Source organism: Paraburkholderia sp., from assembly GCF_004298475.1.
Lineage (GTDB): Bacteria > Pseudomonadota > Gammaproteobacteria > Burkholderiales > Burkholderiaceae > Paraburkholderia > Paraburkholderia denitrificans.
The window spans coordinates 14673-40794 of sequence record NZ_SCRP01000032.1; the positions used below are offsets into that span (position 1 = coordinate 14673).

Below are 26122 nucleotides of genomic sequence, written 5' to 3' on the forward strand. Positions count from 1 at the left end.
CGTCCAGCGCCCGATCAGCGATCCAGGCGCCGGTAGCCGCGAGCAGCCGCGGCGTGAATTCCGCCCCGGCAGCCGGCCTTGCCGACCCGGCCGGTCCTGCGGGCGGTTAAACCCATATTGTGCCTGAAAACAGTTCAGTTCCCTAAATTGGGGCTGATCCGCGCAATAAACAGGCTTCCCTACGCGAAACGCGCCGCCCGCGCCGTTCAACGCGGGGCTCAGCCCTTGAGCGTCTGCTCGAGCACGTGCAACTCGTGGTTCAACTGCGCATCCTTGCCGCGCTCGTCGGCGATCTTGCGCACCGCGTGCAGCACCGTCGTGTGGTCGCGGCCGCCGAACAGCTCGCCGATCTCCGGCAGACTCTTCTGCGTCAGCTCCTTCGCGAGGTACATGGCGATCTGCCGTGGCCGCGCGATGTTCGCCGGACGCTTCTTCGAATACATGTCGGCGACCTTGATGCTGTAAAAATCGGCGACCGTCTTCTGAATGTTTTCGACCGAAATCTGCCGGTTCTGAACCGTCAGCAGGTCTTTGAGCGCTTCCCTGGTCAGCTCGATCGAGATTTCGCGGCCATGGAACTTCGAATACGCGAGGATCTTGCGCAGCGCGCCTTCCAGTTCGCGCACGTTCGAGCGCAGGTGCTTGGCGACGAAGAATGCGACGTCCTCGTTCAGGCTCACGCCTTCCGACTGGGCCTTGCGCATCAGGATCGCCACGCGCATTTCCAGCTCGGGCGGCTCGATCGCCACCGTCAGGCCGGAGTCGAAGCGCGAGATCAGGCGGTCGTCGATGCCGGAGATTTCCTTCGGGTACGTGTCGCTCGTGATGATGACCTGCGCCTTGTTCGCGACCAGCGCCTCGAACGCGTAGAAGAATTCCTCCTGCGTGCGCGACTTGCCCGAGAAGAACTGGATGTCGTCGATCAGCAGCAGGTCGAGCGAGTGGTAGTAGCGCTTGAAGTCGTCGAACGCCTTGCGCTGGTACGCCTTCACGACGTCCGAAACGTACTGTTCGGCGTGGATGTAGCGGATCCGCGCGCCCGGCTTGTCCATCAGCAACTGGTTGCCGATCGCGTGGGTCAAGTGGGTCTTGCCGAGGCCGACGCCGCCGTACAGGAAAAGCGGGTTGTAGGAGATGCCGGGGTTGTCGGCGACCTGGATCGCCGCCGCGCGCGCAAGCTGGTTCGCCTTGCCGGTGACGAAATTGTCGAACGTGAGGACCGGGTTCAGCTTCGAGCGCTCGTAGGACGGATCGGACTCGCTGCCCGACGCCGCTGCGGCTGCGCCCTGGCCCGGGCGCCATGCGCGGCGGCCCGCAGCCGCTTCGTTGGCGTCGAGGCTGGGCAGGTCGAGGTCGGCTGCGTCTTCGGCCACATGGGCAGCCGCGCCCGGCGCCGTAGCGGACGCCGGCAACGTCTGCGTCAGGGCCGCGAGGCTCGCGGCGAGGCCGCCGGCCTGCATGCCCGCCTGTATCGCAGGCGCAGCAGCCGTTTCGGGCATGCCCGCGCTGCTTGCGAGCGGCATGCGCGGTGCGGCCGCAACCGGCGCGCGCATGCCTGCTTTCGGATCGAGGATGAACTGGACGTCGACCGGCATCTGCCAGAAATCGCGCGCCAGATCGGAGATGCGGCCCGAGAACTGGCTCTTGACCCAGTCGAGTTTGAAGCGGTTAGGAGCGGCGATCTGCAGCGTGTTCGCAGCAGCATCGAAGGCAACCGGGGCCAACGGTTTAATCCACGTCACGTACTGCTGGGGCGTCAGCTCACGCTCCAGCAGTGCGGAACAGTGTTGCCAGAAATCGTTCATCGAGTTGCTGTGTTAGTTTTGTCTGCACGCATTGCCGCCGCGCCGCTCCAGCCGCACAGGGACTACCTTTGCGCGACGAGGCCCTGACAGGCGACGGCAACAGCTCCGGGTGCCCGTAGCGCAACGAATTTGCGACTGACAGGCTGGCCGGAGCGGCATGCAGGATTCTTGGATAGGCGAGATTCTACCGCCGAAATCCCCCGGCCAGGAAGTTATCCACAGGGACCGATCAAGGCGCCGCAAGGTAATCCGCGCGTACCCCGCGTGCAGCGCACAACGCGTTTCAACACCCTAACCTATTGACGGCCAACGAAAAACCGGCTTAAATAGCGGGTTCCGCGAAAACCAATCCCTGTACCACCGGCCATTGCTTTTTTCCGCGATGCTCGCCGCGGTCAATTCTCAACAAGTGAGAGCAACATGAAACGTACTTTCCAACCTTCCGTTACGCGCCGTAAGCGCACCCACGGCTTCCGCGTCCGCATGAAGACCGCCGGTGGCCGCAAAGTGATCAACGCACGCCGTGCGAAGGGTCGCAAGCGTCTCGCCGTTTAAGCTGGCAACTGCGCAGGTCACTGCTCTGACGACCGTGCAGACCACTGCGTCGGGCAGAATCGCCGTTCGCGATACCAGCCGTAGCGCGTCGCATGCGCTTGCAGCGAAAGCCGACACAGCGGACGATGCGGATATCATGCCGTCGCGAACGCAAGCCGCTTTCCCGAAGGCCGCAAGGCTACTGAAAACGGATGAGTTCTCATCCGTTTTTCGTTTGCGCCCGTGGCGCCGCTCCGCGCACTTCGTCGTGTACGGTCGGCAGACGGGAGGCGACGCACGCCTCGGGCTGGTGATCGGCAAGAAATTCGCGCCGCGCGCGGTCACGCGCAATCTTGTGCGACGTATCGCGCGCGAGGCGTTTCGCGTGAAGCGCGCGCAGTTCGACGGGTTCGATCTGCTCCTGCGTCTGCACACGAAGTTCGACCGCAAGGCGATGCCGGGCGCGTCGTCGCCGTCGCTCAAGGCCTTGTGCCGCGACGAGATCGAGATGCTGCTGGGCAAGGCCGCGCGCGAAGCGGCGCGCGCGCGTAGCGCGCCGCAGGCCAATACGGCCAAAGAGGCGCCGGCTGGAACAGCCGGACAGGCTGAAAAGGCCGATGCGGCCAGGCCGGTTCCGGGTTCGCCGGACGTGCCGGACGCCCCGGCCGCATCATGAGTCGCACGCGCGAGTCAGGCGTCCCCGCCGCGACCGCGCGCGTGGCCCGCCATTCGTTTTTCGGAGCGGCGCAGTCCGGCCGCAACGCCATGCAAACGGTTTTGATCGCGTTACTGCGTTTCTACAAGCTGGCCGTGAGCCCCCTGCTCGGCAGCCGATGCCGTTTTTATCCTTCGTGTTCGGATTACGCGCGCGAGGCAATCCAGTATCATGGCGCCGCGCATGGTACTTACCTCGCCGCGCGGCGACTGTGCCGCTGCCACCCGTTTTCCGCGGGCGGCTACGATCCGGTTCCGCCAGTCACCCCGAACAAGCGCTGACGCGCCATTCCATCGACACTGAGACAACGCATGGATATCAAACGCACCGTCCTATGGGTCATCTTCTTCATGTCAGCTGTCATGTTGTACGACAACTGGCAGCGCGACCACGGACGCCAGTCGATGTTCTTCCCGAGCGCGACGCAGACGCAAAACGCCACGAGCTCACCGCCCCAGCCGGGCTCGCCCGCAGCCGCGGCTGAACTGCCGTCGGCCGCCGCGACCGGCCAGGCGCCGGTGAACGCGACGAACGCAGCGCAGCCCGCTGAAGCCGCAGCGCAGCTCGTGCACTTCCGCACGGACGTCTACGACGGCACGATCGACACGCGCGGCGGCACGCTCATGCGGCTCGCGCTCGTCAAGGAAGCCGACGGCACGCACCCGAACCAGTTCGTCACGCTGTTCGACCACACGAACGACCACACGTACCTCGCGCGTACGGGCCTGTTCGGCGGCGACTTCCCGAACCACACCGACGTGTTCACGCCCGGCTCCGGTCCGCGCGAGCTGACGGGCGACGCCAACTCGTTCCAGATCAGCTTCGATTCGCCGGTGAAGGGCGGCGTAAAGGTCACGAAGACCTACACGTTCACGCGCGGCAGCTATGTGATCGGCGTGGACTGGAAGGTGCAGAACGTCGGCACGGCGCCGGTTTCGCCCACGCTCTACATGGAGCTCGTGCGCGACAGCCAGCCGGTGGAAACGCCGCGCTTCTCGCACACCTTCATCGGACCGGCGGTCTACTCGAACGAGCACCACTTCCAGAAGATCACCTTCTCCGACATCGACAAGGGCAAGGCTGACTTCTCGAAGCAGGCCGACAACGGCTGGGTCGCGATGGTGCAGCACTACTTCGCGACGGCGTGGATTCCGCAGCCGGGCGTGAACCGCAAGGTCTACGTCGAGCGTTTCGACAACTCGCTCTATCGCGTCGGCGTGCAGCAGCAGCTCGGCGCAATCGCGCCGGGCGCGACCCAGAACGTGCAGGCGCGCCTGTTCGCCGGTCCGCAAGAGGAGCGCATGCTCGAAGGCGTCGCCCCGGGCCTCGAACTCGTGAAGGATTACGGCTGGGTCACGATCATCGCGAAGCCGCTCTTCTGGCTGCTCGAGAAGATCCACGCCTTCGTCGGCAACTGGGGCTGGTCGATCGTCCTGCTCACGGTGCTCATCAAGGCGGTGTTCTTCCCGCTGTCGGCGGCCAGCTACAAGTCGATGGCGCGCATGAAGGAGATCACGCCGCGCATGCAGGCGCTGCGCGAACGCTTCAAGGGCGATCCGCAGAAGATGAACGCCGCGCTCATGGAGTTGTACAAGACCGAGAAGGTCAATCCGTTCGGCGGCTGCCTGCCGGTCGTGATCCAGATTCCGGTGTTCATCTCGCTGTACTGGGTGCTGCTTTCGTCGGTGGAAATGCGCGGCGCGCCGTGGATTCTCTGGATTCACGACCTGTCGCAACAGGATCCGTTCTACATCCTGCCGGTGCTGATGGCCGTCTCGATGTTCGTGCAGACCCGCCTGAACCCGACGCCGCCGGACCCCGTGCAGGCCAAGATGATGATGTTCATGCCGATCGCGTTCTCGGTCATGTTCTTCTTCTTCCCGGCTGGCCTCGTGTTGTACTACGTCGTCAACAACGTGCTCTCGATCGCGCAGCAGTACTACATCACGCGCATGATGGGCAAAGGCAACAAGCTGGAAAAAGCCAGCTGAGCCTTAAGCGGGCGGTGGCGACGCCGTCCGCGCCCGCTCGACGTCGAGCCGTAAATGACAAAGCCGCCCGGTCAAGCCGGGCGGCTTTTTTATCGCCTGTGAGATGTGATGTACTGCGGTGATGTACTGCGGTGGTGTACTGCGCTGCGAGGCGGGCGCGCGTCAGCGGCGTTCGGCATCGCCGTAGAACTCGGCGATCAGCTCCTGAACCAGATAGCGGTGATGCGGACTCAGCGCTTCGATTTTCGAGGCCAGTTCGATCGTCTCCGGCGACAGCGGATATTTCTCGTCGCGCCGGAGCGGTTTGGGCACCGCCGACGTCATGCCGCTCGGCGGCGGCCCGTAATGCAGCCAGTGGACATCGACCTTGAACCAGTCGGCGAGGGTGCGGAGTTTGTCGTCGGTGGGAATGGTCCGGCCGCTCAGCCACTTGTGCACGGTCTGCGGCGACACCGGATGCTCTCCGTGGTGGCGCAGGTTGAAGTGCAAGGCGAGGTCGGTGCTGCCGCGCAGCTTTTCTGATGCGCGCTTCATCGCGAACTTCAAACGTTCGGAAAAAGCGGCTTTTTCTTCCATGGTCGGCATGGCCGAGATTGTGCGACCCTATTTCGACGAAGAAGGCAACCAATCGGGCTACATTTAGCGTATGTACGCAACACTTCGCCTGGGCCAGCCCGGAAGACTGTATCGCGATCAATTAGCGCAAGCATCACAGACACCTGAATTCTGACAGAATTTACGCGGGAAGCTCAAGAGCTCCGACGGGCAATGGCAAGATCAATCTTATCTAATACAAGATAGAACCGGATTTACCGGATCTCCAGGCCTGACATGCGCCGCGGCTTCGCGAAAAGCGCCTCACTTCGCCGCGTTACAATGCCACGCACTTTCGCGTCCGAAACCACGGCGCATTTCGTTCCGCTTCTCCCGCAATCGAACCCTCCGTCAGCCATGCTCGCCACCGATTCCGATCCCATCGTCGCCATTGCCACTGCGCCCGGACGCGGCGGGATCGGCGTCGTGCGCGTGTCGGCGGGCCGCGCCGGCACCGCCGCCGCCGAAGCGCTGATGCACGCCCTCACGGGCCAGGCGCTCGCGTCGCGCCACGCGCATTACGTGCCGTTCCTCGACGGCAACGGCGAAGCGCTCGACCGCGGCATCGCGCTCTACTTCCCTGCGCCGAATTCGTACACTGGCGAACACGTGGTCGAACTGCAGGGCCACGGCGGCCCGATCGTGCTCCAGCTCGTGCTGCAGCGCTGCATCGAGGTCGGGCGCGGGTTCGGTCTGCGGCTCGCCGAGCCCGGCGAATTCACGCGCCGTGCGTTCCTCAACGACAAGCTCGACCTCGCGCAAGCCGAGGCCGTCGCCGACCTGATCGAGGCCAGCACCGAAGCCGCAGTGCGATCGGCGGGACGTTCGCTCGAAGGCGCGTTTTCGCGCGATATCCACGCACTCGTCGACGACGTGGTCACGCTGCGCATGCTCGTCGAAGCAACGCTCGACTTTCCCGAGGAAGAGATCGACTTTCTCGAAGCCGCCGACGCGCGCGGCAAGCTCGCGCACATTCGCGCCCAGCTCGATCACGTGCTTTCGGAAGCGCGTCAGGGCGCGCTGTTGCGCGAAGGTCTCGCGGTCGTGCTCGCGGGACAGCCTAACGTCGGCAAGTCGTCGTTGCTGAACGCGCTCGCGGGCGCCGAACTCGCGATCGTGACGCCGGTGGCCGGGACGACTCGCGACAAAATCTCGCAGACGATCCAGATCGAGGGCATCCCGCTGCACGTAATCGACACGGCGGGCCTGCGCGATACGGAAGACGAGGTCGAGAAGATCGGCATCGAGCGCACGTGGAACGAGATCGGCCGCGCCGATGTCGTGCTGCATCTGCTCGACGCCCGCACGGGGATGACGGCGGAAGACCACGCGATTGCGGCGCGTTTTCCCGCGGGCGTTCCTGTGGTGCGCGTGCTCAACAAGACGGACCTGACCGACGCCGCGCCGGCTGCCGCCACGCTCGCGCTACCCGATGGCGGCGAGCTGTGCGAAGTGCGGCTCTCGGCGAAACAGGGCGACGGTATTGGGCTGCTGCGTGCCGAACTGCTGCGCATCGCCGGGTGGCAGGCCGACGCGCAGAGCGTCTATCTGGCGCGCGAGCGTCATCTGATCGCGCTGCGCGAAGCGCGCGAACATCTCGGCCAGGCGAGCGCGCATGCGGACCAGAATGCGCAGGCGCTCGATCTTTTCGCCGAGGAATTGCGGCTTGCTCAGGAGGCGCTTAATTCCATCACGGGCGAATTCACCTCCGATGATTTACTCGGCGTAATTTTCAGCCGGTTTTGTATTGGGAAATAACCGGTTGCTCAAGGTTGTCCAACGTCGATGACGTCCGGCTCCAGGGTCTGGCGCTACCGGTACGCACTGCATGGCGAGCGCCAGCCAATGGTCACGATTGGCGATTAACGGCCTCGGCACGCTTCAGGGAATCGGACAGGATCTCCAACGCGATCGGTTCGCCAGGCAGTGACACTGCGTACAACCTTGCCGCGAATGGCTGGCTTGCCCGCCAGCTGTACGGGCGAAATTTTCAAGGTGGTGCGGCTGGCAGTGCTGCGCTGTTCGGTCCGGGGGGGCCGCTTCGCCTTGCTTGACGGGCGTTTGCGCGGAGATGCCGGGATTCTGCTGCGGACTGGAACAATGCCTTAGCGTACTAGGGGTTAACCCTTGAACTCAACGCTCCTAGACTTTCACTCATCGGATGCAGACAAGTTGTCGCACCGCTAACAAAAGTCAATGGAGGTAGTAATCATGAAGTCCCTGATCCCGGCCGTTGCGGTTGCCGTTGCCCTTGTTGTACCGGTTGCCTCGTTCGCACAGTCGAACGGCCCGGTGACCCGCGCCCAGGTACGCGAGGAACTCATTCAGCTTGAGAAGGCGGGGTATCACGTTGGCGATGGCGATCAAGCGCACTACCCCGACGCGATCCAGGCCGCCGAAGCGAAGGTGGCTGCGCAAAACGGCGCAACGAGCGGTTACGGCGGTGTCGTGAGTGGTTCGTCCGATGCAGGACGCCCGGCAGTGTCGAAGGCCGACTGGAACGCGATGTACAGCCATCACTAATGCATTGATTTCGGATGTACTGGCAGGATGCCAAAAGTATCTGGCCTGAGCATCGCAGGCAGAGCGCGCAACACCCCTGCGCGTTCCTGTTTAAAGAGCGGGCTCGCTAACGCGGCAATGTCCGGTAGCGGACCCGCTCCATTTCGAGTACCTCCGCCATTGGACTCCCGATGGCTTCGCTCGGGCCTGACGGCCTGGGCGCTTTTTCGGAAGAACCTCGCAACTGGGCATCGTTTGATCCGATCGGATTGACGCTGTCCAGTGGTGCGCATCTATCGTCCCCATCGAGGATCGCCGCCAGCCAGCTTCGGCGGCTCCTTGATCTCCCGCACCTCGTCATCGATCGTCAGCCCATCGCTCCGGAGCCGCGCATCGATTGGTGTGCGCGCTTCCGCGGCACCGTCGACAACAGTCCATTCTGGTACGTGAGGCCAAAGAACCTTCATAAGACCCGAAGCTTGACGAGCGTTTGCGCGGAGATGCCGGGATTCTGCTGCGGACTGAAAGAATGCCTTCTCATACTAGGGGTTAACCCTTGACCGCGATCCTCATAGACTGTAGTCACTGATTTACGAACAGGGCTGTTCGTAGCAGGACAAAACAAAGTCTGGAGGTAAGTACCATGAAGTCCCTGATTCAAGCCGTTGTTGTTGCCGCCGCCCTTGCTGCTCCGGTTGCTGTGTTCGCTCAATCGAACCAGCCCGTCACCCGCGCACAAGTGCGTGCTGAACTGGTTCAACTCGAAAAGGCCGGCTATAACCCGGCTCGCGGCCAAGACCCGTACTACCCGGCCGACATTCAGGCTGCCGAAGCCAAAGTGGCGGCAGAAAACGGCGCAACGAGCGGTTACGGCGGTGTCGTGAGTGGTTCGTCTGACGCAGCACGCCCGGCAGTGTCGAAGGCCGACTGGAACGCGATGTACAACCACCCCTGATGCATTGATTTCGGACGCCCTGGCAGGATGCCAAAAGTATCTGGCCTGAGCATCGCAGTCTGAGCGCGCAGCACCCCAGCGCGTTCCTGTTTAAAGAACTGGCTCGCCAGCGCGGCAATGTCCGGCAGCAGGCCAGTCTCGCATCGAATACCTCCGTCATCGAACTCCCGATGGCTTCGCCCGGGCCTTCGTGGTCCGGGCGCTTTTTCAGATAAACCTCGCAACCGGGCATCGTCCGATCGGATCGGACTGACTTTGTCCAGTGGTGTGCATCTGCCGCCCCCATCGTGGATCGCCGCCAGCCAGCTTCGGCGGCGCCTCGATCTCTCTGAACGTGCTGTCTATCGTGAGTCCATCGCTTGCGAGCCGCGCATCAATTCATGGACGCGCTTCCCTGGCGCCATCCATTACCCGCAATGGCGCAACTTTCTGCCGGTGCTGGATAAGGCGCGGGAAGCCTGCCGTCAGAGTGGGCAACAGGTGGAAGACCATTTTGCGGACATGCGCAAGATGGTCGGGATAGGTTCCGGCACGCAGCGCCCGATCGATGATGCGCGCATTCGAAATGTACATTTCGCTTACTTCAAGCTAACAGCCGGTCGCAATACGGCTTTTTCTTTGATAATCTCGCGACGGGGAAACGACGCGCGTCTGACAGTCGTCGTTAGACAGTCCATTTCGAATCAGACCAAAAATGAATAAGAAGACGGTACTTCACGTGTTGTTACTGCTGCCAGCACTCTCGGCGTTTGGCGCCGAGTGCACGCCGAAGCCCGCTGCAACGCTCGCCCATATGAGCCCATCCAGGCTGACGCACTATTACGTCAAGCTCGGCAAGATCAAGAACGCGTGGCTTGAGAACTCCGGGATGGACCATCCGAAGTGGTCCCAGCAGGCGCAAATGTGCGACAAGGAAGCGGACCGCGTGCAACAGGTCGCTAAACACAAGGGCATGGATCTCTTCGAACTCGAGACGTCCGGCCGTTACACGGGCCTGCTCGGAACGGACACGGTCGCGAATGCACCCGATCCGGTAAAGCCCGCAGCCCCCGTGAAAAAGGCACACGCCCGCGTCTCGAAGAAGTACGCCGCGCGCACCAGGTAAGCGGATAAAGCCGGACAAAAGCGCAAAGGCTCGAGGACTCCGGCGGCTTCGACAAGCGTCGCGTCCGGCACATGCCTCACGGCTGGCCTGCCGCGTGTTCTCGTCAAAGAGTTCGGCGGAGCCCGGCGCAAGCCGGTTGTCGCTCGACGCAAAATCAACCAACACGTTGTTGGCGGGCATCGCCGCGCGATCTGCGATCTCGCACCCAGACGGAGAGACCATGAAGCGCATTTTCATGACACGGGACGAAGCTGTTCACCTGCTGGTGCAAGCCCACGCATCGGCCTCGGGACACAGCTCGCCGCTGATCCAGCCGGCCGGCAACGACCCCGCGAAGCTCGAAGTGCTGGATCGGCTGTTGCTCGATGTCCGCGCGGGCCGGGTCAACGAGTTTCGACTCGACGCCAACGACAGCACGCACATCGCGATTACCGACTAAACCAGGCCCCGCTGGCCGGAAACTGGCCGAAAACTGGCCGAAAGCGCCCCGGCGTTCCAGCCGTGGCGAACTAGAAGCAAACCACGAGCAAGCCGCCAGCAGATTCGCGCGACGCCCGCTGTGACGGCGGCTTCGCCGCCCTCTTGAAAACGCCGCGCGCCCCCTGCATGTACTGCCCACATTCCATCGGAGACTTCCGATCGTGGGCAGCCGTCCTTCCTTCATCGACGATCTCAGCCGCGACCTGGCCGACCGCTCCAGTCCGCCACCCGGCGACGATACCGCCCTGCTCGACGCCTACTCGCGCACCATCATCGGCGCGCTCGAACGCGTTCAGCCCGCGGTCGCCTTCATCGCCGTCGAGCGGCGCACGGACGGCGGCGGCAGCGGCTCGGGTTTTCTCTTCACCCCGGACGGCTACCTCCTGACGAACAGCCACGTCGTGCACGGCGCCAAGGCCGTGCGCGCGACACTCGCCGACGGTGCCACCTATGAAGCGGACCTCGTCGGCGACGATCCGAGCACCGACCTCGCCGTGCTGCGCATCGGCGCGGCCGAAGCGCTGCCGCATGCCGAACTCGGCGAATCCGCGCGGTTGCGCGCCGGGCAGATCGCAATTGCGGTGGGCAGTCCGCTCGGCCTCGCGCAGACGGTGACGACGGGGGTGGTTTCGGCACTTGGGCGCTCCTTGCGCTCCCGCTCCGGCCGCATGATCTACGACGTGATCCAGACCGATGCCGCGCTCAACCCCGGCAATTCGGGCGGGCCGCTCGTCAACTCGGCGGGACAGGTCATTGGCGTGAACACGGCGATCATTCCCGGCGCCCAGTCCATCTGCTTCGCGACCGCAATCGACACGGCGAAGTGGGTCATCACGCAACTCTTCGCACATGGCCGCGTGCGGCGCGCGCACGTCGGCATCGCGGGCACCAACGTGCCGATCGCACGCAAGGTGCAGCGCTACTTCGAACTCACGACGACGAGCGGCGTGCGCGTGATGGAAGTCGTGAAAGGCAGCCCGGCGGCGTTGAGCGGCTTGCGCGTGGACGACACGATCGTCGCCATCGACGGCTTGCCGGTTGAAAGCATCGACGCGCTGCAGCGGCTGATGGATGCCACGCGCATCGATCGCGAGGTGGAGATCACGGTGATCCGGCTAACGCACAAGCTCACGCTGCGTGTGCGCCCGGTCGAGCAGACCGGCTGAAGCTGCCTTATTTCATTGTCTGTTTCGCATGCCGAATTAATTTCACCGAGGCGCAAGAGACACGGAAAACACGAGCGCACGTGCAAAAGTCGTCGCCATGCGCACGGCGCGCTTCTCAACAGCGTTTGAATACATACGATGCACGGCGCACGCAAACACTCGCGCCGTGCGGACTGACACAACGGATATAGCGGATACAGCGGAGGCAACGGAGACAACGCGCAGGACGAGGCGAACGCGCTCAGCGTTCGCTGCCGGGATGCTGCTCAGCGCGATCGTCAACGGTCGGATCCCGCCATCCGCCGGAAGGGCAAAGCAGGCTAAGTGCGATAGACAGCACCACCAGCACGAACAGCGACACGAAGTACGTCATCCAGGAGAACTCGATTTCCACGAGTACCTCCTTTGATCATCGCGCCCCCTGGCGCGTCGCGTTCGGGCGGCACCACTTAGTGGTGCAGGATGCTGCGCAAAGGATGGCGCCAGTCGATATGATGCGCTCCCGCTTGCACGCGCTGCCGGTGCTCCTCGAGAATTTCGTCAGAAAACAGAAAGACGACGATGACAAGGGGAATCAACAAAAACGCGCCCAGTATTACGTGTTCGGTCACGATTGCCTCCTGGTTGTCAAGCGATTGCGTTTCTATTGTAGTCGCCACGCGACAGATTGCACCGTGGGCAAATACTTACTCACTTAACGGAGTCCAACGGAGCCCGAATGGGACGTCGCACGAGGGCAAATTGGGGATTCGCGCGGTGAATATCAGACAAACTCGCAGACAAACCCGCAGAGCAACCGCGCGTAGCATCCGGTCCACGTGAAAGGAATAACCGCAGGGGATCACGGCGCACCGTTCATGGGCGCACAAACCGGCACATAAAGGGGCACATAGGCGAGCACATAAGCGGGCGCCGCCGGCCCGCGCAGCGCCCGGACACTCAAGCCGAGGTTTTCCTCCACACGGCGGCGAAGACCCCGGCGCCGATCAGCAGCGACCCGCCCGTGAGATTGACGATGCGCTGCACGCGCGGGCGGCGCACCGCCTTGCGCGCGGCGGCGGCGAGCATCGCATAGCCGAAGGCATTGAGCGTTGCGAGCACGAGGAACGTCGCTTCGAAGATGACGATCTGCGGCAACGCGGGCATATGCGGATTGATGAACTGCGGCACGAACGCCACGAAGAAAACGATGCTTTTCGGATTGAGCGCGGTGACCGCGTAGGCGTGCGCAAAAATGCGGCCCGTGCGCGTTTCCGTGGTGTCGGGCGTTTCGCTTTGTACGGCGGGCGCGCGCCAGAGCTTGATGCCGAGATAGATCAGGTACGCCGCGCCGATCCACTTCAGCACCGAAAACAGCGCCGCCGATGCCGCGAGAATCACGCCAAGGCCGAGCATCGACGCCGTCATCGCCGTGAAGTCGCCGAGCGCGACGCCCGCCGTGGTCGCGAGCGCGTAGCGGCGACCGTGCGTGAGGGCGTACGACACGACGAGCAGAACGGTCGGGCCGGGAATCGCGACGAGAATCGCCGATGCAATCGCAAACGGCAGCCAGTGCGCAAGGGTCATGGGATTTCTCCTGAAGAGACGTCCGATTTATCCATGAAGTCGGGCGGCCTGCAAGTCATTCACGCTGGGCGGCGTGTAGGGGTAACCCTGTCAAACAGCGGTCATTTTCCCGGCCGACCCTCCACCTTGGGCGGCGTGCGCCGTAAGTGGATGCGGCACGTCGCTTGCTCAAAAGTTCGTTATCATGTGCGCCTCTTGCGTAGCCCGGAATTCGGCATGGCCCTCAAATCGACCATTTACAAGGCAGAACTTCAGATCGCGGACATGGATCGGCACTACTACGCCGACCATGCGCTGACAATCGCCTGCCATCCGTCCGAGACGAACGACCGGATGATGGTCCGCATCGCCGCGTTCGCGCTCTTCGCGAACGAGCGGCTCGAATTCTGCAAGGGTTTGTCCGACACCGACGAACCCGATCTCTGGCGCAAGGACTATACGGGCGCGATCGAAACGTGGATCGAGGTCGGCCAGCCCGACGAGCGCCGCATCGCCAAGGCAAGCGGGCGGGCGGATGAAGTGATCGTGATCGCCTATGGCGGCCGCACCTCGGAGATCTGGTGGCAGGGCGTGCGCGGCAAGACAGATCGTCTGCGTAACGTGACGGTCTGGTCGCTCGCCGACGGCGTCGCGGAAGCGCTCGGCAAGCTCACCGAACGCACCATGCGCCTGCAGTGCACGGTGCAGGACGGCGCCGCGTGGATCGGCAACGGCAGTGACGAACCGGTCGCCGTCGAATGGACCGTGCTCAAGGCGCCGGAGAAGGTCTAGCGCACGCGCACAGCGGCGTCAGGGCGCGCCAGGCGGCCCTTTTAGCTCCACCATGTTCCCCTCGGGATCGAACAGATAAAGCGATGGTCCGAAGCCTTCGGCGCCATAGCGTTGCACGACGTCGCCCGGCCGCGCGCCGAACCGCGCGAGATGTGTCTTGAGCGCGTCACCGTCGAACGGCTCGACGCGCAGGCATAGATGATCCATGTTCCGCCAAGCCGCAGTGCGCTTGCTTCCTTCGGAGCCGTCGCGGTCGAGCTTCCCGCCGATTGCGATCAGATCGATCAGCGAGCGCCCGGCACGCAGCTGAACAAGCCCCAGTTCCGGCTGCTCGCGTTCGACGCGGCAACCCAGTGCATCGCAGTAGAAGCTCGTCATGGCGGCGGGATCGGCCGCCCGGATAACGACGTGATCGATTTCGCGGATCTCAATCTGCATGATCTGACCTCGTAGTGCAGCGCACGGCTGTCGTCTCGATCATCTTGAACCAGATGGCCCGCGTCCGCATAGACGCCCGGTTTCTGCACGGTGTGCGCGGAACAGCGCCAGCCACGGCCCAGGCCATCACCGGCGGGCGCCCGAAAACTAGCGGAAAATTGAGGCGTCGCTGAACGCACTGAACGCACTGAACGCGCCGACGTGTGCGCCAACGTGCTAATGATCGCTGGCGGGATATACAGGAAACGCTGGACGAAAAAAAGCCCGCTGCAGTGAGCGGGCTTAATCCATATCAGGAGGAGACATGGAGGAGACAGGAGCAACTATACACAGCGGCCTGACGCGACGCAACAACTTTTTAAGGGAAAACCCGCAATCGTGCCGGTTTGTCGCAGCAGCACGGGAAACCGCGTCAGAACGCCGGATCGGCATCTACGCGCCTTACATCGGAACAGATGACCGTGGATGACACCGCAAGATCCGGCGCGTCGGCGCGCGAGCAGGCGTCTACAGTGGGGGCCATCGAAACCGCCATTTCCGGGAGTCACGCCATGACCGCCGCTTCGACCCCATCGCATGATCAGCCTGGGCGCTGGGCAACCGACGCCGAACGCTGGCAAGCCCTCGCCGCGCGCGACAGCCACGCCGACGGCGCCTTCTTCTACGGCGTGCGCACGACCGGCGTGTTCTGCCGTCCGTCGTGCGCATCGCGGCTGCCGCGCCGGGACAACGTCGCGTTCTTCGACACCGCCGACGCAGCCCGCAGCGCCGGTTTTCGCGAATGCAAGCGCTGCCGCCCGGGCGGGCTGCCGCGCGAACTGGAGATCGTGCAGCGCGCCCGCGCCGTGCTCGACGCCGATCCGCAGGCGCGCCTCACGCTCGCCGATCTGAGCGACGCCGTGCATCTGAGTCCGTTCCATCTGCAACGCCTCTTCAAGCGCGTGCTCGGCGTTTCGCCGCGCCAGTATCAGGCGGCGCGGCGCGGCGCCGTGCTGCGCGACGCGCTCGGCCAGGGCGCGAACGTGACGCGGGCGAGCGCCGATGCGGGCTTCGGCTCCACGTCGCGGCTCTACCAGAGCGTGGCGGCCGAACTGGGCATGGCGCCCTCCGCGTACCGCCGCAAGGGCGCGGGCCTCACGATTCGCTACGCCAGTGCGCCGACGCCGCTCGGCCTCGTGCTCGTCGCGGCCACGAACAAGGGCATCTGCCAGATCGCATTCGGCGACGATGCGCCCGCCCTCGCCGCCGCGCTGCACGCCGGGTTCTCGAATGCCGACTGCGTCGAGGACCACGAAGCGGTTGCGCCGTTCATCGCGCAGATCGATGCGTATCTGCACGGGCGGCGCGAACGCTTCGACCTGCCGCTCGACCTTGCGCCGACAGCGTTCCAGCAGCGCGTGTGGGACGCGCTGCAGCACATTCCGTACGGCGAGACCCGCAGCTACACGCAGATCGCCGAAACGCTCGGTGCGCCGCGTGCGGTGCGGGCCGTGGCGAGCGCATGCGCGTCGAATCCCGTGGCGCTGGCGATTCCGTGCCACCGCGTGGTGCAGAAAAGCGGCTCGCTCGCGGGTTACCGCTGGGGGCTCGCGCGCAAGGCCGCGTTGATCGATGCGGAGGCGAGAGGCCGCGAGACGCCCGCGCCCGGTGCAGCCCCACATGACCAGGATGAAGCCGCAGCCGATGCCCGCTCGACGCGAAGCGGCCAGCGTGCCGCCCGCGCCGACTCGCCGGAGACGGCCGCTTGAGCGCCGCCGCGCCCCAGCCGCTGCCGCAGGCACAGCGGGCCGAAATGCCGCTGCCCGATAGCAGCGCCACGTTCGAACTGCCCGTGCGCGCGCCCTACGACTGGCCGCGCGTCCTGCGCTTCTTCGCGGGCCGCGCAATACCCGGCGTCGAGGTCGTCGAAGACGGTGCCTGGCAGCGCGCCATCGACTTTCGCGATACAAGCGGCACGCTCGCCGTGCGCCGCCATGCGCGCAAGCGCTGCCTCGTCGTGCAGATCGACGGACCGGTGAGCGCGCACGCAGCCGCCCTCGCCGCCCCGCTCGCCCGCATGTTCGATACGCAGACGGACCCCGCAGCCATCGCCGCGCATTTCGCGCGCGATCCGTGGCTCGCTCCGCTCGTCGCCGCCGCGCCCGGCCTGCGCGTGCCGGGCGCGTGGTCCGGCTTCGAACTGGTGGTGCGCGCGATCGTCGGCCAGCAAGTGAGCGTGAAGGCCGCGACGACGATCATCGGCCGCCTCGTGCAGCGCGTCGGTCAGCGCATCGAGTTGCATCCGCACGAACACACCGCCTGGCGTTTCCCGACGCCCGCCGCGCTCGCCGGTGCGGACCTGAGCGGCATCGGCATGCCCGGCAAGCGCGTCGCCGCGCTGCTGGGCTTCGCACAGGCGGTGGCAAACGGCAACGTCGCAATCGAACGCGACAGTCACGGCCAGACGCGTGCGGCAACCGACGATCCGCGCGATCTCGACGCCATGCGCGCGGCGCTGCTCGCACTGCCAGGCATTGGCCCGTGGACCGTCGAATATGTCGCGATGCGCGCATGGCGCGACGCGAACGCATGGCCCGCCACCGATCTCGTGCTGATGCAGGCCATCGCCGCACGCGACCCCGCGCTCGCGCGCCCGTCACAGCAGCGCGCACGCAGCGACGCCTGGCAGCCGTGGCGCGCCTACGCGGCGATGCATTTGTGGAACGAAATCGCCGATCGCACGCGTGCTGCACGCGGCGGCTAGCGGGCCCGGGCTAACGGATACGGAAGGGCACAAAACGCCGTAGCCGGCGCGCATCGAGCCGCGAGAAGCGCCGGTGAAAGACGCGCGATAGACGGGGCGATAGACGGGGCGATAGACGGGGCAATATACAGGGCTATAAGCGGTGCAATAAGCGGTGCAAAAAACGGGACGACAAAAGGCATGACGACAGGCACGACAAAGGACACGACAACAGGCGCGACATTCGCGCACAGGGGCGTCGCATAAGGCACGCCGACGCGCCGGAGTCGGCCTCAAGCAGGTCGGCTGGCGAGATGTTAAAGTGCCCGCTAACGAAAAAATAACGCTGGTGCGCGCGCACGAAGCTTCACGCCGCTAGCCCGAGCCCGATCCTTCTCAATGCCCGACACGACCTCCACACGCCCGAACGACGTTCTCGCCCAGCGCCTTGACGCGCTGAGCGCAGGACCTCTGCGCGACGCGCTTACACGCGGTCTGCGCGGCATCGAAAAAGAGAGCCTGCGGGTGACGCGCGACGGCCAGCTCGCGATGACACCGCACCCGGCTACGCTCGGCTCGGCGCTCACGCATCCGTCGTTGACCACGGACTACTCGGAAGCGCTGCTCGAAATCATCACGCCGCCCGAGCACGATCCGTCGATCACGCTCGAACGCCTCGACGATCTGCATCGCTACGTCTATGCGGTGCTCGCACGCGACGGCGAAATCCTCTGGAACGAATCGATGCCGGGCCTCCTGCCCGCCACCGACGACGGCATTCCGATCGCCGCGTATGGCACATCGAACATCGGCCAGTTAAAGCGCATCTATCGCATGGGCCTCGCGCTGCGCTACGGGCGCACGATGCAATGCATCGCCGGGATCCACTACAACTATTCGCTTAACGAAGAAGTGTGGCGGACGCTGCACGCGCACGAGCGGTCCGCCGCGACGGCGCTCGACTACCAGTCGGAGCGCTATCTCGCGCTCATCCGCAACTTCCGTCGTACGAGCTGGCTTCTGATGTATCTGTTCGGCGCGTCGCCCGCGCTCGACGTGCGCTTCCTGCGCGGCCAGCCGCACGCGCTCGAAGCGCTCGACAGCGAAACGCTCTACCTGCCGTACGCAACGAGCCTGCGCATGAGCGACCTCGGCTACTCGAATACGACGGGCCAGTCCGCGCTGCACGCCGACTACAACACCCTGCCCGGCTATCTCGATGCGCTCGCCGAAGCCGTGAGCCAGCCGTATCCGCCGTACGAGGCAATCGGCACCCATCGCAACGGCGAGTGGGTGCAGATCAACACGAACGTGCTGCAGATCGAAAACGAGTTCTACTCGACGATCCGTCCGAAGCGCGTCACGTATGCGGGCGAGCGGCCGCTGCATGCGCTCGCCGCGCGCGGCGTGCAGTACGTCGAAGTACGCTGCATGGACATCGATCCGTTCGAGCCCACCGGCATTTCGCTCGAAACGGCCCGCTTTCTCGACGCCTATCTGCTTGCGTGCGCGCTCGACGACAGCCCGCTGCTGCCCGCGCACGCGTACGCCGAGGCCAACGACAATTTCGGCCGCGTCACGAAGGAAGGCCGCCGTCCGGGGCTCGAACTCAAGCGTGACGGCGCGACCGTGCCGATGCAGGACTGGGCCGCCGAACTCTTCGCGAAGATCGAACGCGCCGCGGCAACGCTCGACGCCGTGCGAGGCACGGACGAACACGCGCACGCCGTGGCTGCGCAACGCGTGAAGCTTGCAGACGCGTCGCTCACGCCGTCGGCGCGCGTGCTGCAAGCGATGCGCGAGCGCAATCAAACCTTCCTCGAATTCGCACGCGCGCAAAGCGAACGCCACGCGGCGCATTTCCTCTCGCGGCCGCTCGACAGCACGGCAACAGCGTATTTCGACGCGCTCGCGCGCGAATCGCTCGACGAACAGGCGAAGCTCGAACACGAGGATGGCGGCTCGTTCGATGCGTTCGTCGCCGCGTATAGCGCCTACTCGCTCGACCGCGATATCACGTAACGGCGCACGTAACGGCGCGCATAACCGCGCGCGTGACAGATCGTCGCCGGGCATTGCACGTGCTAGAAACGAATGCCACGCTGGAGCGGTCCAATACTTATCGATCGGCCTGTCTGCGCGCACGTTGGCGCACGGGCCAACGAGCGCGCCGCGCGCGATGCGCGGCGCTCGAAGGGAGGAGAAAACGCGATGAAACGAATCCTGCCGATCCTGCTCTGCGCGAGCGCCGCGGCGTGCTCGACGGGCGGCCAGGTCAATCCGGACGTCATGCAGATCGCCACGGCCCCGCTTACCTGCCCGGACAAGACGCAATGCGATCTCTGGTGGCAACGCGCACAAGACTGGGTGCGCACGCACTCCAGATACGAAGTGCAGACGGCCACCGACACGTTGATCCAGACTACGGGCCCGGGAGGCGGAAGACGCCTGCTCGCCTATGAAATCACGAAGAGCGTGAACAACGACGGCACGGCGACAATCGGGTTCGCAGCGCACTGCGACAGCTCGCTCGGCTGCAAACCGAATCCCTGGAGCGCGGGCGCGGCGTTCAAGCAGTTCGTGCGTTCGGGCGTCGATGCGCCGATCCCCGGAGCCGACGCCGTGGCCGCACCCGCGGCTGGCGGCGCACAACCGCCCGCCGCTCCTTGATGTCGCACCGGTTTTATCCGGCTTCCTGATTATCGCCAAAGGAACCAGCAACGCGCGGCGGCCAGTCAACCCACCGGCTGGCCGCGCGAGCCTCGATGCCCCGCCTGATATCCCACTCGGTGCCTCACTCAGTGCCCCATTGAAGGTCCCGCGACCTTACTCGGCTTCGTGACCCACACGAGCGCAGCCAGGACGAGAAACACCACGAACGAAATGCGGAAGAAGTCGTTCGTCGCCATCATGTAGCCCTGCTGCGTGACGATCTCGTTGAGTTGCGCAGTCACGCTCTGCCCTGCGAAACCGAGGCTCGCCATCGCGTCGCTATAAGCGTTGGTGTTCTGCGAATACTGGCTCACCGATTCGGACAGCACGGCATGGTGATAGATCGCATCGTCTTCCCAGAACGTCGTGCTCACCGCCGTGCCAATCGCACCCGACAGCGTGCGCAAGAAATTCGAGAGCCCCGAGGCGCTCGCGAGGCGCTCGTCGGAGATGCTCGAGAGCGTGATCGTCGTCATCGGCACGAAGAAGCACGCAACGCCGATGCCCTGTACAAGACGCGGCAGGATCACGTGATTGAACGGCACGTCGAGCGTGAAAGTGGAATTCCAGATCGAAACCAGCGCAAAAACCAGGAACGCGAAGCTGGCGACCATCCGCAGGTCGAGCTTGTGCATGTTGCGTCCGATCAGCGGCGACAGCACGAGCGCGAGCAGCCCGACCGGCGCCGTCGCAAGGCCTGCGATGCCGGCCGTGTAGCCCATCACCGTTTGCAGCCAGAGCGGAAAGATCACCACCGAGCCGAAGAACGCCATGAAGCCGAACGAGATGATGAGCGCGCCCAAGGCGAAGTTGCGGTCGCGAAACAGCGAAAGATCGATGACGGGTTCTTTTTCCGTGGCCTCCCACGCGAGCAGGAATGCGAGCGACACCACCGCGATGATCGCCAGCGCAACGATGAACGTGGAGTTGAACCAGTCGCGGTCCTTGCCGAGGTCGAGCATCATCTGCAGGCACGACACGCCGATCACGAGCAGCGCGAGGCCGACGGCGTCGATGCGCTGCGTCGTGGTCTTCGTTTCGCGGCCGCGCAGCAGCATGTACGCGCACGCGGCCGAGAAAAGCCCGATCGGCACGTTGATGTAGAAGATCCACGGCCAGGTGTAGTTGTCGGTGATCCAGCCGCCCATCACCGGGCCGAAGATCGGCGCGACGATCACCGTCATCGCCCACAGGCCGAGCGCGAGGCCGCGTTTCGCAAGCGGATACGAACGCATCAGGATGGTCTGCGAGAGCGGCACCATCGGCCCGGATACGAGCCCTTGCACGAGACGGAACGCAATCAGCGTCTCGAAGTTCGATGCGAAGCCGCATGCCGCCGAGGCAAGCGTGAACAGCAACACCGAAAGCGTGAAAAGGCGCACTTCGCCCACGCGCCGCGCGAGCCAGCCGGTCAGCGGCACGGCGATGGCAGAAGCCACCGAGTACGACGAGATAACCCATGTGCCCTCGGTTGTGGCAACACCGAGGTTGCCGGAGATGGTCGGCACGGCGACGTTCGCAATCGAGGTGTCGAGCACCTCCATGAACGTGCCGAGTGCGAGGCCGACCGTGAGTAGCGCGAGCGTGCCGCCCGTCAGCGGCACGGGCTCGGCGGCGACGCGCGCCGCGGGAGTAGCGTTCATCTGTCCTGAATCCTTTGACGTCGGACCGGCGCCGCAGCCTGAATTCGCTCGCGCTCATCGGTCTGCTGTCGGTCTGCTGTCGGTCTGCATTTCAATGCCTCGGCATTTTCTGCCCAGACAGCTATCGGACTGCAAAAAGGGGCGTGATGCCGCCGTCTCTCATGTATTGCCGTTTATGTTTCGTCGCCGCCCGTCGTCAGCGGATGCCGCGTCGCCTGACGGCCCGCCGCGCCGCTGCACACGACTTCGGTCGCCGCGTCGTTGGCGATGAAGCGCTGCAAAAGGTGCACGAGCGTTGCCGCTTCGTCAGAGGAAAAGCCGCGCAACTGCGCGCTTAAAACCGTCGAAATCAGATCCGGCAGTTTCTGCGCCGCAGCGCGGCCGGGCGGCGTCAGCGCCAGTTCCACGACGCGCCGGTCGGCCTGGCTGCGTTCACGCACAAGGAAGCCTTTCTTTTCGAGCCGGTCGAGCATGCGCGTCATCGATCCCGTGTCGTACGACAGCACGCGGGACATCTCGTTGGGCGTGCGCGCACGCTCGTACCACAGCAGCAGGATCACGCCGATCTGCGACGACGTGAGCCCGAGCGGCGCAACCGCACGGTCCATCCGTGCGGCCAGGACGTTGCGGGCCGTCGAGAGGAAGTAGCCGAGACTCGACTCGACGCCGATGTGCTCGGGTATAAAGGGCGCTTCGTTCATGTCGGGAGGCGGGATCGGCGGGGTCGAAACGAATGTGGATTCTAGCGGTTAATTTCACTGCCTAAGCAGATAAATGAGCAGATAAATAAATGGAGTAATGCGGGTGCGACAAGGTGACCGACCCGGCAAAAACCACACTAACCCTGGTGCAACTCAAGAAAAAATTGGCAATTACTTGCCTGGTCAATACTATGGCAGGCAAGCGCTTCATTTTGCTTTCATCGCTTTTTGTAGTCTGCCCCCCACCATGCAGCACAAGAAAACCATCCTCGGCGGCCTCGGTCGTTACGTCATCCGCCACATCGCCCGTCCCGTCACCGACGCTGCCCGACGTTCCTTTGACAAAGCCCGCTCAGCCAGCCGCGCCCCGCGCCTGCGCAAGCTCGCGCTCTACGCGGCGGTGATCGTCCTGCCCGGCGGCCTGATTGCGCTCCTGCTACACAAGCTGACGACGCTCCGCTGGCGCCGTAACGACGCGTAACCTGTCCGGCGCGCGCCGTAACACACCGGCAGCGCTCCCGCATTACCCTTGCACATTCCGCGCAGCCCGCCGTGCGTGCGCTACCATTGCCGCGTCACGACCACCCGCTGTGCGCCAACGCGCATCCGGTAACGAAGCGCACGACGTTTCTTGCTGGCCGCATCGACAGGATTGCTTGCATGCTCCGCCGTACCGTCCGTTTGTCCGAACTTTCCTCCCGCCGTGCCCCCGCGCTTGCTTTCGTCGCTGTGGCCGCCGCACTCGCGTTCCAGCTGGGCGGTTGTGCCGTCGGCCCGGATTACCAGCGGCCTGCCGCTGCCGTTCCGGCTTCATTCAAGGAAGCGCCCGAAGGCTGGAAGGTCGCGCAGCCGTCCGATCACGCGGATCGCGGCGCCTGGTGGACCCTCTACGACGACGCGAAACTGAACGCGCTCGAAGACCAGCTCAACGCGGAGAACCAGACCATCGCCGAATTCGCCGCCGCGTACCGGCAGGCGCGCGCGCTGGTCGGCGAAGCACGGGCTGCGTACTTTCCGGTGATCAGCGCGTCGGCGGGCGCCACGCGTTCGCGCACGCCCACGCGCGTGAGCAATGCGAACAGCAGCTTCGCGAACGGCACGATCAGCAACAGCTTCAACCTCGGACTCGACGCAAGCTGGGAGCCCGATCTGTGGGGCAAGGTGAGCCGCACGGTGGGTGCGCAGGAAGCCGGGCAGCAGGGCGCCGCCGCCGATCTCGCCAACGCGCGCCTCTCGGCGCAGGCCACGCTCGCACAAACGTACTTCACGTTGCGCTCGCTCGACGCGCAGCAAAAGCTGCTCGACGAAACCGTCTCGGCGTACCAGCGATCGTTGCAGCTCACCCAGAACCGGTACGCGCAGGGTGTTGCGGGCCGCGCCGACGTGATCCAGGCGCAAACGCAGCTTCAGTCGGCGCAGGCGGCGGCCATCGACAACGGCGTGGCCCGCGCGCAAAACGAGCACGCCATCGCCGTGCTGGTCGGCCAGCCGGCTTCCACGTTCTCGATCCCGCCTTCGCCGCTCGCCGCCACGCCGCCCGTCGTACCGCTCTCGATGCCTTCGGCGCTGCTCGAACGCCGGCCCGACATCGCCTCGGCGGAACGCAAGGCTGCCGCCGCCAACGAACAGATCGGCGTTGCGATGTCGGCGTTCTTCCCGTCGCTCACGATCTCCGCATCGGGCGGCTTCGAAAGTTCGGTGTTTTCGCAATTGCTGTCGATGCCGTCGCGCTTCTGGACGCTCGGGCCGTCGCTCGCGAGCACGATCTTCGACGCCGGTCTGCGCAGCGCACAGACCGAAGCCGCGCGCGCCGCGTACGACCAGCAGGTCGCCACCTACCGGCAGACGGTGCTGGCCGCGTTCCAGGACGTCGAGGACAACCTCGCGTCGCAGCGCATCCTCGCGCAGGAAGTCGTCGTTCAGCAGCAGGCGGTGGAATCGGCGCAGCACGCGCTCGATATCGTCATCAACGAATATAAGGCGGGCACGATCGGCTTCCTGAATGTGCTGTCCGCACAGACCACGTTCTTCGTCGCGCAGCAGAAACTGGCGAGCATCGGCGGACAGCGGATGGTGTCGTCGGTCGGGCTCGTGAAGGCGCTCGGCGGCGGCTGGAACGTCGCGCAGATGGATCGCGAGACCGGCAGCATGGCCGCACCCGCGCCGTTGGCCGCGCAGACGCAGCAGGGCCCGGCGCCCTCAGCCGCTTCGGCTTCTGCGGCAGCCGCACGGCCGCAATAACCGGCTGGCGCGGCACAGCCGGTCATGTATCGCCAAGCGAGCCGCCCCGCAATCACGCGTTACTGCCAGGATCCGAGGTCGGCGTCGTTGCCTTCGCCGCCAGGCCGGTCGTCGGCGCCGTAGGTGTACACATCGACCTCGTCGTGCACGCCCGGATTCAGGTAGCGGTACGCATTACCCCACGGATCGTCCGGCAGCCGTTCGAGATAGCCGCCGTCCTTCCAGTTGCCAGGCACGGGGACGGTGGACGGTTTTTGCACCAGCGCCCGGAGGCCCTGCGACTGGGTCGGAAAGCCGCCGTTGTCCTGTCGATAGTGTTTGAGCGCCTGCGCGATCACGGCGATGTCGTGGCGCGCGATAACGCGGCGCGCTTCGTCGGGACTGGACACGACTTTCGACACGATCAGCGCAATGAGAATGCCGGCAATCGCAATCGCGACCATGACTTCGAGCAGCGTGAAGCCGCGGCGGCGGCAAGCGCTCATGCCTTCGATTCCGGCACGGCGTTGAGTCCACATGGACATACCTGACTTTCCTCCTCGCGATATTGCCGGGCGCGGCTGGCCGGGCGATCATCGCCGGGCCCGTCACGGAACCGCACGGCGTGACACATGCGGTAAGGCGCTTTGCAGCACGACACGGCGACCCGGCATGGCAGCCCATTGTAATGTCCCCCGGCAACGCCGCCGCTATCACGCCCGCTTCAAGCCGCACTGAACCGGCCACGCTGCACATCGACTGCAAGCGCCGGAAGCCCGCCATCGAGGATATTCACCGCTTTACCTCGTCCGAACGCCTGGCCGACGTTCACGCGTCACAGGCTGCCGGTATCATACGAGCCGTTTGCGGTCGCGGTCGCGGTCCGCAGCCGCGCAAGCGCATCACCCGGCGCTCCTGCAAGCGAAAAACACGCTACCTGGAGCATCGTTCGGGGCGCTCCCCACCGCATATTCACTTGCTGCACCCGCTGTGCCGATGAAAAAGATCTGGTTCCGTACGATTGCCGCCGCCACGCTCGCGCTTGCCGATGCGAGCACGCTTGCGCACGCCGACTGCTTCGACGAAGCCGCCCAGTATTAGAAGGTGAATCCGCTGATCCTGCGTGCAATCGCCTGGCAGGAATCGCACAACCGGCCCGATGCGATGCGCAGGAATGCGAACGGTTCGACCGACTTCGGCGTCATGCAGATCAATTCCGTGCATCTGCCGACGCTCGCGCAGTACGGCATCTCGCGCAGTACGCTCATGGAGCCGTGCAAGAACGTCTATATCGCCGCCTGGCATCTGCGCCGGGAAATGAACAAATACGGCAACACGTGGACCGCAGTCGGCGCCTATCACTCCGAAACGCCGCCGCTGCGTGATCGCTACGCGCAGCAGATCGCTGAAATCCTGCGGCAATGGAATTTACTGAAGTAGGGCCCGGGTCGCTGGGTACGCCGCACAACCTGCGCGCCGCGCCCGCATGATGCACAATGCTG

The 26122-nt window shown here is 64.6% G+C and carries 26 protein-coding genes and 2 pseudogenes; 19 read left to right on the plus strand and 9 right to left on the minus strand.

What is annotated here, in order from left to right:
• Positions 1-218 precede the first annotated feature (218 nt).
• Positions 219-1805, minus strand: a complete 1587-nt coding sequence (dnaA, locus tag EPN59_RS15450) for a chromosomal replication initiator protein DnaA (RefSeq protein WP_293046343.1) — start codon at positions 1803-1805, stop codon at positions 219-221.
• A gap of 420 nt (positions 1806-2225) precedes the next feature.
• Here dnaA and rpmH point away from each other — a divergent pair, with 420 nt between their 5' ends.
• The 4 genes and pseudogenes from rpmH (at position 2226) to yidC (ending at position 5045) form a co-directional block, all read left to right on the plus strand.
• On the plus strand, positions 2226-2360 hold the full coding sequence (gene rpmH, locus EPN59_RS15455; RefSeq protein ID WP_026120950.1) for a 50S ribosomal protein L34: 135 nt from the start codon (positions 2226-2228) through the stop codon (positions 2358-2360).
• Between the two features lie 136 nt (positions 2361-2496).
• Positions 2497-2904, plus strand: a pseudogene (locus tag EPN59_RS15460) (ribonuclease P protein component); the annotation flags it as partial.
• A gap of 200 nt (positions 2905-3104) precedes the next feature.
• A complete protein-coding gene (gene yidD / locus EPN59_RS15465) occupies positions 3105-3335 on the plus strand; it encodes a membrane protein insertion efficiency factor YidD (protein ID WP_124151565.1) in 231 nt (76 codons plus the stop codon).
• A 30-nt stretch (positions 3336-3365) separates the two neighbouring features.
• Positions 3366-5045, plus strand: coding sequence for a membrane protein insertase YidC (gene yidC / locus EPN59_RS15470; RefSeq protein WP_293043161.1), 1680 nt, complete (start codon positions 3366-3368; stop codon positions 5043-5045).
• A gap of 162 nt (positions 5046-5207) precedes the next feature.
• Here the strand turns inward: yidC and EPN59_RS15475 are convergent, their stop codons facing one another.
• The gene (locus tag EPN59_RS15475; RefSeq protein WP_293043163.1) at positions 5208-5630 is read right to left on the minus strand and encodes a transcriptional regulator; all 423 of its coding nucleotides are present in this window, start codon (positions 5628-5630) and stop codon (positions 5208-5210) included.
• Between the two features lie 366 nt (positions 5631-5996).
• On the opposite strand from EPN59_RS15475, the gene mnmE reads away from it, so the two are divergent.
• The 7 genes from mnmE (at position 5997) to EPN59_RS15510 (ending at position 11847) form a co-directional block, all read left to right on the plus strand.
• Positions 5997-7397: a tRNA uridine-5-carboxymethylaminomethyl(34) synthesis GTPase MnmE gene (gene mnmE / locus EPN59_RS15480; protein WP_293043165.1), complete on the plus strand. Its 1401-nt coding sequence runs from the start codon at positions 5997-5999 to the stop codon at positions 7395-7397.
• A gap of 453 nt (positions 7398-7850) precedes the next feature.
• Complete coding sequence (locus tag EPN59_RS15485; protein ID WP_293043167.1) at positions 7851-8162, plus strand: DUF4148 domain-containing protein; 312 nt, start codon at positions 7851-7853, stop codon at positions 8160-8162.
• A 622-nt stretch (positions 8163-8784) separates the two neighbouring features.
• Positions 8785-9096: a DUF4148 domain-containing protein gene (locus EPN59_RS15490; protein WP_293043169.1), complete on the plus strand. Its 312-nt coding sequence runs from the start codon at positions 8785-8787 to the stop codon at positions 9094-9096.
• 255 nt (positions 9097-9351) lie between these two features.
• Entirely contained in the window at positions 9352-9798 is a 447-nt protein-coding gene (locus EPN59_RS15495; protein WP_293043172.1) for a hypothetical protein, read from the plus strand.
• Positions 9791-10201 (plus strand): hypothetical protein, encoded by a 411-nt coding sequence (locus EPN59_RS15500; RefSeq protein ID WP_293043175.1) that lies wholly within the window; start codon positions 9791-9793, stop codon positions 10199-10201. The genes EPN59_RS15495 and EPN59_RS15500 overlap by 8 nt, the downstream gene beginning before the upstream one ends.
• 220 nt (positions 10202-10421) lie before the next feature.
• A complete protein-coding gene (locus tag EPN59_RS15505; protein ID WP_293043178.1) occupies positions 10422-10640 on the plus strand; it encodes a hypothetical protein in 219 nt (72 codons plus the stop codon).
• 202 nt (positions 10641-10842) lie between these two features.
• Positions 10843-11847, plus strand: coding sequence for a trypsin-like peptidase domain-containing protein (locus EPN59_RS15510; RefSeq protein ID WP_293043181.1), 1005 nt, complete (start codon positions 10843-10845; stop codon positions 11845-11847).
• A 241-nt stretch (positions 11848-12088) separates the two neighbouring features.
• On the opposite strand, the gene EPN59_RS15515 is transcribed toward EPN59_RS15510, so the two are convergent.
• The 3 genes from EPN59_RS15515 to EPN59_RS15525 all read right to left on the minus strand — a co-directional run bounded on the left by EPN59_RS15515 (position 12089) and on the right by EPN59_RS15525 (position 13413).
• The gene (locus EPN59_RS15515; RefSeq protein ID WP_293043184.1) at positions 12089-12241 is read right to left on the minus strand and encodes a hypothetical protein; all 153 of its coding nucleotides are present in this window, start codon (positions 12239-12241) and stop codon (positions 12089-12091) included.
• A 55-nt stretch (positions 12242-12296) separates the two neighbouring features.
• Entirely contained in the window at positions 12297-12458 is a 162-nt protein-coding gene (locus EPN59_RS15520; RefSeq protein WP_293043186.1) for a hypothetical protein, read from the minus strand.
• A gap of 328 nt (positions 12459-12786) precedes the next feature.
• A complete protein-coding gene (locus EPN59_RS15525) occupies positions 12787-13413 on the minus strand; it encodes a LysE family translocator (RefSeq protein ID WP_293043189.1) in 627 nt (208 codons plus the stop codon).
• 216 nt (positions 13414-13629) lie between these two features.
• Between EPN59_RS15525 and EPN59_RS15530 the strand changes: the two genes are divergently transcribed.
• A complete protein-coding gene (locus EPN59_RS15530; RefSeq protein ID WP_293043192.1) occupies positions 13630-14184 on the plus strand; it encodes a YaeQ family protein in 555 nt (184 codons plus the stop codon).
• Between the two features lie 18 nt (positions 14185-14202).
• Here EPN59_RS15530 and EPN59_RS15535 read toward each other — a convergent pair whose 3' ends face one another.
• Entirely contained in the window at positions 14203-14622 is a 420-nt protein-coding gene (locus EPN59_RS15535) for a VOC family protein (RefSeq protein WP_293046346.1), read from the minus strand.
• Positions 14623-15173: 551 nt separating this feature from the next.
• Between EPN59_RS15535 and ada the strand changes: the two genes are divergently transcribed.
• From ada to EPN59_RS15555, 4 genes are all read left to right on the plus strand, one after another.
• Positions 15174-16370 carry a bifunctional DNA-binding transcriptional regulator/O6-methylguanine-DNA methyltransferase Ada gene (gene ada, locus EPN59_RS15540; RefSeq protein WP_293033659.1) on the plus strand — a complete coding sequence of 399 codons (1197 nt, stop codon included), beginning with the start codon at positions 15174-15176 and terminating at the stop codon, positions 16368-16370.
• A gap of 44 nt (positions 16371-16414) precedes the next feature.
• The gene (locus EPN59_RS15545; RefSeq protein ID WP_293033663.1) at positions 16415-17365 is read left to right on the plus strand and encodes a DNA-3-methyladenine glycosylase; all 951 of its coding nucleotides are present in this window, start codon (positions 16415-16417) and stop codon (positions 17363-17365) included.
• Positions 17366-17743: 378 nt separating this feature from the next.
• Entirely contained in the window at positions 17744-19366 is a 1623-nt protein-coding gene (gene gshA, locus EPN59_RS15550; protein ID WP_293033657.1) for a glutamate--cysteine ligase, read from the plus strand.
• Positions 19367-19555: 189 nt separating this feature from the next.
• On the plus strand, positions 19556-20014 hold the full coding sequence (locus tag EPN59_RS15555; protein ID WP_293033655.1) for a hypothetical protein: 459 nt from the start codon (positions 19556-19558) through the stop codon (positions 20012-20014).
• Between the two features lie 128 nt (positions 20015-20142).
• Here EPN59_RS15555 and EPN59_RS15560 read toward each other — a convergent pair whose 3' ends face one another.
• Together EPN59_RS15560 and EPN59_RS15565 are read right to left on the minus strand one after the other, a co-directional pair.
• Entirely contained in the window at positions 20143-21699 is a 1557-nt protein-coding gene (locus tag EPN59_RS15560; RefSeq protein ID WP_293033653.1) for a DHA2 family efflux MFS transporter permease subunit, read from the minus strand.
• 173 nt (positions 21700-21872) lie between these two features.
• Entirely contained in the window at positions 21873-22400 is a 528-nt protein-coding gene (locus EPN59_RS15565) for a MarR family transcriptional regulator (RefSeq protein ID WP_293033651.1), read from the minus strand.
• A 247-nt stretch (positions 22401-22647) separates the two neighbouring features.
• Here EPN59_RS15565 and EPN59_RS15570 point away from each other — a divergent pair, with 247 nt between their 5' ends.
• Both EPN59_RS15570 and EPN59_RS15575 read left to right on the plus strand, forming a co-directional pair.
• Positions 22648-22881: a hypothetical protein gene (locus tag EPN59_RS15570; RefSeq protein WP_293046349.1), complete on the plus strand. Its 234-nt coding sequence runs from the start codon at positions 22648-22650 to the stop codon at positions 22879-22881.
• A 179-nt stretch (positions 22882-23060) separates the two neighbouring features.
• Complete coding sequence (locus EPN59_RS15575; RefSeq protein ID WP_293033647.1) at positions 23061-24641, plus strand: efflux transporter outer membrane subunit; 1581 nt, start codon at positions 23061-23063, stop codon at positions 24639-24641.
• 59 nt (positions 24642-24700) lie between these two features.
• On the opposite strand, the gene gspG is transcribed toward EPN59_RS15575, so the two are convergent.
• The gene (gene gspG, locus EPN59_RS15580) at positions 24701-25165 is read right to left on the minus strand and encodes a type II secretion system major pseudopilin GspG (RefSeq protein WP_293033645.1); all 465 of its coding nucleotides are present in this window, start codon (positions 25163-25165) and stop codon (positions 24701-24703) included.
• Between the two features lie 451 nt (positions 25166-25616).
• Here gspG and EPN59_RS15585 point away from each other — a divergent pair.
• Positions 25617-26060 (plus strand): annotated as a pseudogene (locus EPN59_RS15585) (lytic transglycosylase domain-containing protein).
• Positions 26061-26122: the final 62 nt, after the last annotated feature.

Excerpts from the sequence above, each read along its gene's own strand:
- dnaA (WP_293046343.1), bottom strand. The coding sequence starts at position 1,805 with ATGAACGATTTCTGGCAACACTGTTCCGCACTGCTGGAGCGTGAGCTG.
- rpmH (WP_026120950.1), top strand. The coding sequence starts at position 2,226 with ATGAAACGTACTTTCCAACCTTCCGTTACGCGCCGTAAGCGCACCCAC.
- yidD (WP_124151565.1), top strand. The coding sequence starts at position 3,105 with ATGCAAACGGTTTTGATCGCGTTACTGCGTTTCTACAAGCTGGCCGTG.
- yidC (WP_293043161.1), top strand. The coding sequence starts at position 3,366 with ATGGATATCAAACGCACCGTCCTATGGGTCATCTTCTTCATGTCAGCT.
- EPN59_RS15475 (WP_293043163.1), bottom strand. The coding sequence starts at position 5,630 with ATGCCGACCATGGAAGAAAAAGCCGCTTTTTCCGAACGTTTGAAGTTC.
- mnmE (WP_293043165.1), top strand. The coding sequence starts at position 5,997 with ATGCTCGCCACCGATTCCGATCCCATCGTCGCCATTGCCACTGCGCCC.
- EPN59_RS15485 (WP_293043167.1), top strand. The coding sequence starts at position 7,851 with ATGAAGTCCCTGATCCCGGCCGTTGCGGTTGCCGTTGCCCTTGTTGTA.
- EPN59_RS15490 (WP_293043169.1), top strand. The coding sequence starts at position 8,785 with ATGAAGTCCCTGATTCAAGCCGTTGTTGTTGCCGCCGCCCTTGCTGCT.
- EPN59_RS15500 (WP_293043175.1), top strand. The coding sequence starts at position 9,791 with ATGAATAAGAAGACGGTACTTCACGTGTTGTTACTGCTGCCAGCACTC.
- EPN59_RS15505 (WP_293043178.1), top strand. The coding sequence starts at position 10,422 with ATGAAGCGCATTTTCATGACACGGGACGAAGCTGTTCACCTGCTGGTG.
- EPN59_RS15525 (WP_293043189.1), bottom strand. The coding sequence starts at position 13,413 with ATGACCCTTGCGCACTGGCTGCCGTTTGCGATTGCATCGGCGATTCTC.
- EPN59_RS15530 (WP_293043192.1), top strand. The coding sequence starts at position 13,630 with ATGGCCCTCAAATCGACCATTTACAAGGCAGAACTTCAGATCGCGGAC.
- EPN59_RS15535 (WP_293046346.1), bottom strand. The coding sequence starts at position 14,622 with ATGCAGATTGAGATCCGCGAAATCGATCACGTCGTTATCCGGGCGGCC.
- ada (WP_293033659.1), top strand. The coding sequence starts at position 15,174 with ATGACCGCCGCTTCGACCCCATCGCATGATCAGCCTGGGCGCTGGGCA.
- EPN59_RS15545 (WP_293033663.1), top strand. The coding sequence starts at position 16,415 with ATGCCGCTGCCCGATAGCAGCGCCACGTTCGAACTGCCCGTGCGCGCG.
- gshA (WP_293033657.1), top strand. The coding sequence starts at position 17,744 with ATGCCCGACACGACCTCCACACGCCCGAACGACGTTCTCGCCCAGCGC.
- EPN59_RS15555 (WP_293033655.1), top strand. The coding sequence starts at position 19,556 with ATGAAACGAATCCTGCCGATCCTGCTCTGCGCGAGCGCCGCGGCGTGC.
- EPN59_RS15560 (WP_293033653.1), bottom strand. The coding sequence starts at position 21,699 with ATGAACGCTACTCCCGCGGCGCGCGTCGCCGCCGAGCCCGTGCCGCTG.
- EPN59_RS15565 (WP_293033651.1), bottom strand. The coding sequence starts at position 22,400 with ATGAACGAAGCGCCCTTTATACCCGAGCACATCGGCGTCGAGTCGAGT.
- EPN59_RS15570 (WP_293046349.1), top strand. The coding sequence starts at position 22,648 with ATGCAGCACAAGAAAACCATCCTCGGCGGCCTCGGTCGTTACGTCATC.
- EPN59_RS15575 (WP_293033647.1), top strand. The coding sequence starts at position 23,061 with ATGCTCCGCCGTACCGTCCGTTTGTCCGAACTTTCCTCCCGCCGTGCC.
- gspG (WP_293033645.1), bottom strand. The coding sequence starts at position 25,165 with ATGTCCATGTGGACTCAACGCCGTGCCGGAATCGAAGGCATGAGCGCT.